This window comes from Mesorhizobium sp. (genome assembly GCF_024509055.1).
Lineage (GTDB): Bacteria > Pseudomonadota > Alphaproteobacteria > Rhizobiales > Rhizobiaceae > Mesorhizobium.
On sequence record NZ_JANINM010000550.1, the window covers coordinates 1 to 8522 of the forward strand.

An 8522-nucleotide genomic window follows, 5' to 3' on the forward strand; every position below is an offset into this window, starting at 1 on the left:
ACGAGAAGGCGCGCAGCGCAGGCATGGCCAAAGGCATGTGGGAGAAGATCAAGGCGGTCGAGAAGGCCGAGAAGCGTAGCGCCCGCATCGCGCGTGGCCTCGATCCGGAGGACCACGGCAAGGGCTATCTCGACAGCGTGCCGGTCGCCCTGCCCGCGCTGACCCGAGCGCTGAAGCTGCAGGAGAAGGCCGCCCGTGTCGGCTTCGACTGGAGCGAGGCGGCGCCTATTCTCGACAAAATCGAGGAAGAGATCGGCGAGTTGCGCGAGGCGCTGGCCAAGGGCGACAGCGCCTCGATCAAGGACGAGTTCGGCGACATGTTGTTTGCCGTGGTCAATCTCGGCCGCCATCTCGAACTCGATTCCGAGGCGGCGCTCAGCGGCACCAACGACAAGTTCCGCTCCCGCTTCCACTATGTCGAGCGCTCCGTTGAGGAATCAGGCGGCTCGCTGGAAAAGGCGACGCTGGACGAGATGGAAGCGCTCTGGCAGCAGGCCAAGGGCGCAAAGTAAGCGCGTCGCTCAGCCGTGATCCCTGCGGTGCAGCCGGCTCTCGATTTCCTGCCTAGTGCTATGGGTCGCCGTCAGTGAGATGGTGACGCTGCCGTCCTCGTTGTCGGTCCGTGAAACGACATCGCCGTTGCGGTAAAGCCAGTCGACCTGGCCGAGCTGAGACGGCGCCAGCGTCACCGTCATGGTTTCGAGCTCCCCCGATACGCGCGTCTCGATCAGGGCCTTCAGCGTGTCGATGCCCTCGCCGGTCACGGCCGATATGGCGATCGGCGGTGCCTTGCCGCCGGCGCCTTCGGTGAGCAGCCGCTCGCGGTTGCCTTCGTCCAACAGGTCGATCTTGTTCCACACCTCGATCACCCGGGTGGCATCGCTGGCATCGACGCCGAGGTCGCCAAGGATGCGCTCGACATCCTCGGCCTGAGCGGCGGTGTCGGGATCGGAGATGTCGCGCAGATGCAGCACGAGATCGGCCTCGACGACCTCTTCCAGCGTCGCCCGGAAGGCGGCGACGAGATGCGTCGGCAGGTCCGAGATGAAACCGACCGTATCGGACAGGATGATCGGCGTGCCATGCGGCAGCCGCACTCGACGCAGCGTCGGGTCCAGCGTCGCGAACAGCATGTCCTCGGCCAGCACCCCTGCTCCGGTCAGCCGGTTGAACAGCGTCGACTTGCCGGCATTGGTGTAGCCGACGATCGCCACCACCGGGAAAGGCACCTTCTTGCGCTTGGCACGGTGCAGGTCGCGGGTGCGGCGCACCGTTTCCAGCTCATGCTTCAGCTTGGTAATCTTGTCCTGCAGGATGCGGCGGTCGGATTCGATCTGGGTTTCGCCCGGGCCGCCGAGGAAACCGGCGCCGCCGCGTTGCCGTTCGAGGTGGGTCCAGCTCCGCACCAGCCGGCCCTTCTGGTAGTTGAGGTGGGCCAACTCGACCTGCAGAGTGCCTTCCTTGGTCCGGGCGCGCTCGCCGAAAATCTCCAGGATCAGCCCCGTGCGATCGAGCACCTTGGCGTTCAGTTCCTTTTCGAGATTGCGCTGCTGCACCGGCGTCAGCGGATGATCGACGATGACCAGCTCGGCCTTGCGCTCTTTGACGATCTCGGCGAACTCGGCCACCTTGCCGCTGCCGAGCAGCGTCGCCGGGCGCGGGTCGGCCACCGTCACGACCGCCGTGTGGACCGGATTGAGGTCGATTGCGCTGGCCAGCCCGACCGCTTCATCATGTCGGGCGTCCGCGGAGCGGCTCAGCCGGGGGCGATTCGAATCATCGTCGCCACGCGGCTGGCGCGTAAGCACAGGCACAATGACAACCGCTCGGGTCGGATCCTTGGATTCCGGTCCGATCTGGTGCCCTTGCTTTCCGCCAACGCTGCGGTCCGCGTCTCTCTCTCGTGCCAATCAGGCGCCCTGGCTTTCCTCGCCATCGAACATCTGAACCGGCTGGCTCGGCATGATCGTGGAAATGGCGTGTTTGTAGACGAGTTGGGAGTGCCCGTCCCGGCGCAACAACACACAGAAATTGTCGAACGAAGTGACCACGCCGGTCAGCTTCACGCCGTTGATGAGGAAGATGGTAAGTGGATTTTTGCTCTTGCGAACTGAATTCAGGAACAGGTCCTGAAGGTTTTGCGATCGCTCCGCCATTTTTCTTGTCTTTCGCCGATCCCCTTCGGTCTGCGGGCCAATGCGCCAAATTACGTGGCACCTGTCAAGCGCGCAAACCCCCTCTTGCCGTCCAAACGACAAGCAGAACGAGATAGTTGATGTTCATTCCAGTTGTGCGGTTATCAGGCTGGACTTTTTTCCGCAATGTCAAAAAAGGCCTGACGCAACGAAAGTGTCATGGAGCCGGGGTGGCCATTTGCGACCGGCGCGCCGTCAATTTCGATCACCGGCATGGCGATCGTGGTCGCCGAGCTGATGAAAGCCTCGCGCGCCGCCTTGGCCTCGGCGACCGAAAATCCACGCTCCTCGATCTTCAGACCGAGCCTGGCGGCGACATCGAAGAGGGTCGTGCGGGTGATGCCGCGCAGGATGCCATGCTCGGCCGGCCGCGTCACCAGCACACCGTCCCTGGTGACGATCCATGCATTGGACGAGCCGCCTTCCTTGACCGTTCCGTCGGTATCGACGAACCACGCCTCCTGGGCGCCGGCCTCCTTGGCCTTCTGCTTGGCAAGCACGTTCGGCAACAGGCCGGTGCTCTTGATGTCGACGCGGTCCCAGCGATTCTCGGGCACGGTGATGACCTTGATGCCGGTTTCGACCCGCTTGGCTCCCGCGGCCGGATCAGCTTTGCGGGCGGTAATCACCAGCGATGGTCTGGTGCCGGCCGGCGGGAAGACGAACTCCCGGCTGGCGACGCCGCGCGTCACCTGGAGATAGACAAGGCCGTTGGTTACATCATTGCGGCGCACCACCTCGCGCAGCAGCATCGGCAGCACGCCTTCCGACACGGGCCACGCGATCGACAGCTCCTTCAACGAGCGCTTGAGCCGAGCCAAGTGGCGCGGCATGTCGACGATATAGCCACGCGCCACCTCGCAGACTTCGTATACGCCGTCGGCGAACTGGTAGCCGCGATCCTCGATGTGGACCTGGGCGTGGGCATGGACGACGTAGCGCCCGTTGACATAGGCAATGCGCGGCATGGACCACCTCTGGGAAATGTCAGGTTTTCTTAGGCGATTCCGCCGCGGCCGTAACGGACAATCGCGTGGACCAAGGCCGGCTTACACACCGAGCGACTTCAGTTTGCGGTGCAAGGCGGAGCGCTCCATGCCGATGAACTCGGCCGTCTTCGAGATGTTGCCGCCGAAACGGTTGATCTGGGCGATCAGATAGTCCTTCTCGAACTGCTCGCGCGCTTCGCGCAGCGGCAGCGCCATGATGTGCTGGTCCGACTGGTTCGGCGTGCGCGGCATGACGTCGCCGATTTCGGAGGGCAGAAGGTCGGCGGTGATCGGCGCCTCGACATCGCCGCCACGCGCCAGGATCATCAGTCGCTCGACATTGTTGCGCAGCTGGCGAACATTGCCCGGCCAATTATGCGCCTGCAGCACGGCCAGCGCATCGTCGCCGATGCGGCGCGGCTTGATGCCGGCCTGGCGTGCGATCTGCTTCATGAAATTGTCGACCAGATAAGGGATATCCTCGCGCCGCTCGGCAAGGCCGGGCACCATCACCGGAACCACCGCCAGGCGATGGTAGAGATCCTCGCGGAAGCGCCCGTCGGCGATCATCGCCTCGAGGTTCTGCGAGGTCGAGGAAATGATCCGCACATCCACCTTCACCCGCTTGGTGCCCCCCACCCGCTCGAACTGCTGCTCGACCAGCACGCGCAGGATCTTGTTCTGCGTCTCGCGCGGCATGTCGGCCACTTCGTCGATATAGAGGATGCCGCGATGCGCCTCTTCCAGCGCGCCGACCTTGCGCTCGGTGCCGTTCGATTCGGTGCCGAACAGCTCGATCTCCATGCGTTCGGGCGTGATGGTGGCCGCGCTCAGCGTCACGAACGGACCGGCTTTGCGCGCCGACAGTGTGTGGATGGCGCGCGCCGTCAATTCCTTGCCGGATCCGGACGGGCCGACGATCATGACGCGGCTGTTGGTCGGCGCAACGCGCTCGATCGTCTGCCGCAGCTGGCTCATGGCCGAAGACATGCCGATCAGGTCGAAAGTCTCGCCGCTGCGCTGCTTGAGGTCAGAGACTTCGCGCCTCAGCTTGGAGGTCTCCAGCGCACGCTCGGCAACCAGGATCAGGCGGTCGGCCTTGAACGGCTTCTCGATGAAATCATAGGCGCCGCGCCTGATGGCGGAGACCGCCGTCTCGATGTTGCCGTGGCCGGAAATCATCACCACCGGCATATTGGGATGCATAGTCTTGATCTCGTCCAGCAGCGCGAGCCCGTCGAGCCGCGAGCCTTGCAGCCAGATGTCCAGGAAAATCAGCCGCGGCGCGCGATCGGCAATGGCCGCAAGCGCGCTGTCGGCATCATGTGCCGTACGGGTTTCGTGGCCCTCGTCGCTCAGAATACCAGCAACGAGCTCGCGGATGTCTTCCTCGTCGTCGACGATGAGAATATCAGACGCCATTACCGACCTTTTCAGTTTCTCGTTCGTGTTCGTTTCGGCCCTCGCTGCGTGGCGGCGCAGCAACAACCGTTGCCGGCGGCAGGATGATCGAGATCATCGCGCCCCGGCCTCCGTGGAAATCCGAAGGCGCATCGTGCAATTCGAGCCGGCCGCCATGGTCTTCCACGATCTTCTTGACGATAGCGAGGCCAAGGCCGGTGCCTTTCTCCCGCGTCGTCATATAGGGCTCGAGCAACCTTTGGCGATTCTCGCGCGGCAGCCCCTTGCCGTTGTCGATAACGTCGATTCTTATGGCGCCATCTTGGCGCCCTGCCTGAATCCGGATTGTGCCGTCGGACCGGCCCGTTCCATCAAGTCCGTCAATCGCCTCGGCGGCGTTCTTGATGACATTGCCGAAGGCCTGCGCCATCAGCCGGCTGTCGAAAGTGCCTCTGAGCGGTTCGCTGCCGAAATTCCGCTCGAAGGCGATGTCGGAGCGGCTCACTTCGACGAGGAATGATGCCTCGCGCAGCGATTCGCGCAGATCGATGGCTTTCATCTCCGGCTTCGGCATGCGCGCGAAGGCCGAGAACTCGTCGACCATCCGGCCGATATCCTCGACCTGGCGGATGATCGTGTCGGTGCATTGATCGAAGACCTCGCGGTCCTCGGTGATGACCTTGCCGTAGCGGCGCCGGATGCGCTCGGCCGACAGCTGGATAGGCGTCAGCGGGTTCTTGATCTCGTGCGCGATGCGGCGCGCGACATCAGCCCATGCCGAAGAGCGCTGCGCCTGGACGAGATCGGTGATGTCGTCGACAGTGACGACGTAGGATTTTTCCTCCGAACCGTCGTCGCCGGCCTCGATGGTGATCTGGACGTTGAAGGTCCGTTCCATGCCGGAGCGGAAGAAGGTCACCTGCTCGCGATAGACCGGCTTGCCAGACTGGCGGCCGATTTCGAAGATGCGACCGACATGTGGCAGCACGGCCGAAAGATTCTGCCCAAGCGCGGTGCTTGCCGAGATTGCCAGCATCGTCTCGGCGGAGCGGTTGACGATGGTCACGATGCCGTAGGGATCGACGCCGATGACGCCGGAAGTGACGCCGGCCAGCACGGCCTCGGAAAAACGCCGCCGCTCGTCGATGAGATCCTTGGCCGAGAGCAACTCGTTGCGCTGCGACTTGAGCTCGAGGATCATGTTGTTGAAGGTGTCGCCGAGCGAGGCGACGTCGCCGTCGGAGGGCCTGACGGGCACCGCGACATCGAGATTGCCGGTTGCCACCTCGTCGGCCGCCCCGATCAGCTGGCGGATAGGCCGCACCAGCCGGTCGGCGACCGCGATGCCGGTCCAGATCGCCGACAGGATGATGATCAGCGTCAGCGATAGATAGGGTAGCGCGAATGCGACCTGGGACGTGCGGCGATTGTCCTCGAGATTGCGGTACTCGTCGGTGTTCGATCTGACGATCTGGCGCGCCTTGATGACCTCGGGATCCACCAGGCGGATTGTGTAGAGGTAGAGCCCGTCGATCTCGTGCAACTTGACGATCGCGCCCATGATGTTGCGCGTCTTCGGCTCGATCAGCACCGGCTTGCCGTCCGCGGCGGTGTCGACCGCGCCCCGCGGCGGCTCCGGCATGGCAAAATCCGCATCCGTCTTGGCGCTCATCACGAAGGAGCCGTCAGGCTTGATCAGCGCCGCATGCGCCAGCCCGCGGCCGACCGCTTCCTTGTTCATCAGGTCGAGGAAGCCGGTGCGGTCGAGGCCATAGAGCGTGCGCGAGGAATCGAGATCGTAGGCCATCGACAGCGTCGTGCCCTGCAGGTTTCGAGCGTTTTCCTGGACGTAGGCGTCCGCGATCGAAAGCGACGAGTTGACGATGGTCTTGGTGCGGATCTCGAACCAGCGGTCGAGACCGATATCGAGCGTGATCGAGGCGATGATGGCGACCATGATCGCGGGAATCGCCGCCACCAGCGCGAACATGGCCACGATGCGCACATGCAGCCGCGAGGCAGCCTTGCCGTGCCGGCGGGCCATGACTATGCGACGCACCTCCCGCACCACCAGGGCGATCAGGAAGAGGACGAAGACAGCATTGGCCGCGATCAGGGCCCAGGTGGTGTCGGCGGTCGGCGCGATCGGCGTCGCGCCAACCAGAATCGCGAACGAGATCGCGGCCGTGATCATCGCGCCCGCGATGGCGACAACGCCCGGCAACGCAAGCAGCCGCCGGCTGTCGTTCATGCCAGCCCGGCTGAAAAGCGGTTGGTTTAGTGTTGGAGCCTCAGCAGCCATATCGCCGTCTAGAGTCGATCATTGCGTCGGATGTATGCAACGCATTGTGGCGATTATGCAACAAGTGTGGCCGAGACGGAAATCTTTCCCGGCCATTTCCCCAAAAGGCCAAGCAAATTTTAGAGCGCGATGCGGAGAAGCGTGAAGCGGCTTTGCGATGGCAACGCGCTCTATCCCTTTGAATTAGAGGCAGATTCAGATTTCTGGTCGATTCGACCTGAAAATCATCCGACGCTAGGGTTGCCTGGAGGATTTGTAGACGTTGACGCCGAGGTCGCGGATCTTCTTGCGCAGCGTATTGCGGTTGAGACCCAGGAGTTCGGCTGCCTTGATCTGGTTGCCGCGCGTCGCCGTCATCGAGGCCAGCACCAGCGGATATTCGACCTCGGCGAGGATGCGCTGGTAAAGCCCGGCCGGCGGCAGGTCTCCGGCGAAGGAAGCAAAATAGCGCTGCAGGAAATGCTCGACCGCCTGGCCGATCGACAGATCGTCGGGAATGAGCGCGCCGCCGTCGGGGACAACCGGCCTCTCGCCGGTCTTGAGCTCCGCCTCGATGATCTCGGATGAAATCTCGTCCTGCGAATAAAGCGCGGCGAGCCTGCGGATCAGGTTTTCCAGCTCGCGCACGTTGCCCGGCCAAGGGTAGCGCTTCATCAGCTCGATGCCGCCCGTGGCTATCCGCTTGGTCTGAAGACCCTCGCTGGCTCCTTGCTTGAAGAAATGCCGCACCAGGTCGGGGATGTCCTCAGAGCGCTCGCGCAGCGCCGGCAGCCTGAGCGGCACGACGTTGAGCCGGTAAAACAGATCCTCGCGGAAGAGGCCCTGGTTGATCAGCGTGCGAAGATCCTTGTTGGTGGCGGCGACGATGCGCACGTCGGTCTTGATCGGCGTGCGGCCGCCGACAGTCGTATACTCGCCCTGCTGCAGCACACGCAGCAGCCGCGTCTGCGCCTCCATCGGCATGTCGCCGATCTCGTCGAGAAACAGCGTGCCACCCTCAGCCTGCTCGAAACGGCCGCTGGAACGGTTCTGCGCGCCGGTGAAGGCGCCCTTCTCGTGGCCAAACAGTTCCGATTCGATGAGGTCTCGCGGGATCGCCGCCATGTTGATCGCCACGAACGGCCCGCCGCGCCGGCGGCCATATTCGTGGAGCGCCCGCGCCACCAGTTCCTTGCCGGTGCCCGACTCGCCGCTGATCATCACGGTGAGATCGGTCTGCATCATGCGCGCCAGCATGCGGTAGATGTCCTGCATGGCGGCAGAGCGGCCGACAAGCGGCATCGTCTCCGGCTGATCCTCGGCACGCGAATCGAGCTTGGGACGCTTAGGCTCGGCCAGCGCCCGATTGACGATGTTGAGCAACTCTGTGAGGTCGAAGGGCTTGGGCAGATATTCGTATGCGCCGGTTTCGGAGGCGCGGATCGCGGTCATGAAGGTATTCTGCGCGCTCATGACGATGACCGGCAGTTCGGGGCGTGCCTTCTTGATGCGGGGCAGCATGTCGAAGGCGTTTTCGTCCGGCATCACCACGTCGGTGATGACGAGATCGCCCTCGCCGGCTGCCACCCAGCGCCACAGAGTCGAGGCGTTGGAGGTCACGCGCACCTCGTGGCCGACGCGCGACAGCGCCTGGTT

General features: G+C 63.6%; 7 protein-coding genes. 1 reads left to right on the forward strand and 6 read right to left on the reverse strand.

What is annotated here, in order from left to right:
• On the forward strand, positions 1-512 hold a 512-nt coding region (locus Q0L57_RS33210), incomplete at its 5' end, for a MazG family protein (protein ID WP_296747324.1).
• A 9-nt stretch (positions 513-521) separates the two neighbouring features.
• Here the strand turns inward: Q0L57_RS33210 and hflX are convergent.
• The 6 genes from hflX to ntrC form a co-directional block, all read right to left on the reverse strand.
• A complete protein-coding gene (hflX, locus tag Q0L57_RS33215) occupies positions 522-1910 on the reverse strand; it encodes a GTPase HflX (RefSeq protein WP_296747325.1) in 1389 nt (462 codons plus the stop codon).
• Entirely contained in the window at positions 1911-2156 is a 246-nt protein-coding gene (gene hfq, locus Q0L57_RS33220) for an RNA chaperone Hfq (protein WP_006202172.1), read from the reverse strand.
• Positions 2157-2299: 143 nt separating this feature from the next.
• A complete protein-coding gene (locus Q0L57_RS33225) occupies positions 2300-3163 on the reverse strand; it encodes a D-amino-acid transaminase (protein ID WP_296747356.1) in 864 nt (287 codons plus the stop codon).
• An 81-nt stretch (positions 3164-3244) separates the two neighbouring features.
• Positions 3245-4606 (reverse strand): sigma-54 dependent transcriptional regulator, encoded by a 1362-nt coding sequence (locus tag Q0L57_RS33230; protein ID WP_296747358.1) that lies wholly within the window; start codon positions 4604-4606, stop codon positions 3245-3247.
• Positions 4596-6887 (reverse strand): PAS domain-containing sensor histidine kinase, encoded by a 2292-nt coding sequence (locus Q0L57_RS33235; RefSeq protein ID WP_296747360.1) that lies wholly within the window; start codon positions 6885-6887, stop codon positions 4596-4598. The genes Q0L57_RS33230 and Q0L57_RS33235 overlap by 11 nt, the downstream gene beginning before the upstream one ends.
• 234 nt (positions 6888-7121) lie before the next feature.
• A partial coding sequence (gene ntrC / locus Q0L57_RS33240) for a nitrogen regulation protein NR(I) (RefSeq protein ID WP_296747362.1) occupies positions 7122-8522 on the reverse strand: 1401 nt, incomplete at its 5' end.

Bases quoted from the DNA above. Each gene is read 5' to 3' on its own strand.
- hfq (WP_006202172.1), bottom strand. From the start codon at position 2,156: ATGGCGGAGCGATCGCAAAACCTTCAGGACCTGTTCCTGAATTCAGTT.
- Q0L57_RS33225 (WP_296747356.1), bottom strand. From the start codon at position 3,163: ATGCCGCGCATTGCCTATGTCAACGGGCGCTACGTCGTCCATGCCCAC.
- Q0L57_RS33230 (WP_296747358.1), bottom strand. From the start codon at position 4,606: ATGGCGTCTGATATTCTCATCGTCGACGACGAGGAAGACATCCGCGAG.
- Q0L57_RS33235 (WP_296747360.1), bottom strand. From the start codon at position 6,887: ATGGCTGCTGAGGCTCCAACACTAAACCAACCGCTTTTCAGCCGGGCT.